This window comes from Halomonas marinisediminis (assembly GCF_004347715.1).
Taxonomy (GTDB): Bacteria; Pseudomonadota; Gammaproteobacteria; order Pseudomonadales; family Halomonadaceae; genus Halomonas; species Halomonas icarae.
This window is the reverse complement of record NZ_SLTR01000828.1, coordinates 1-225: the sequence shown is the minus strand read 5'-3', so window position 1 is coordinate 225 and position 225 is coordinate 1. Positions and strand designations below refer to the sequence as shown.

The 225-nt window shown below is 73.8% G+C and carries 1 pseudogene; it reads left to right on the top strand.

The window, feature by feature from the left end:
- Window positions 1-225: pseudogene (locus tag E0702_RS19850) on the top strand (NAD(FAD)-dependent dehydrogenase); the annotation flags it as partial.

The following is a 225-nucleotide window of genomic DNA, read 5'->3' as shown; positions in this document are numbered from 1 at the left end:
TCACCGACGCGGTCACGGCTACGGGTCCTGCGCGCTCACGCCGACGTGCGGCAGGATCGTCCTGGCCGCGTTCGGTTATGGCGGCGCGCTCAAGCCCGCTTTCCCGGTCTTCCTGCTCGACGGGACCCGGCGCTTGCGGGCGGCCTCGGTCCTGCACGACCCCCCGCTGCCGCCGCCCCGCTGGACGGCGATGCTGCACGGCACGGCGTTTATGGCGAGGCCCGA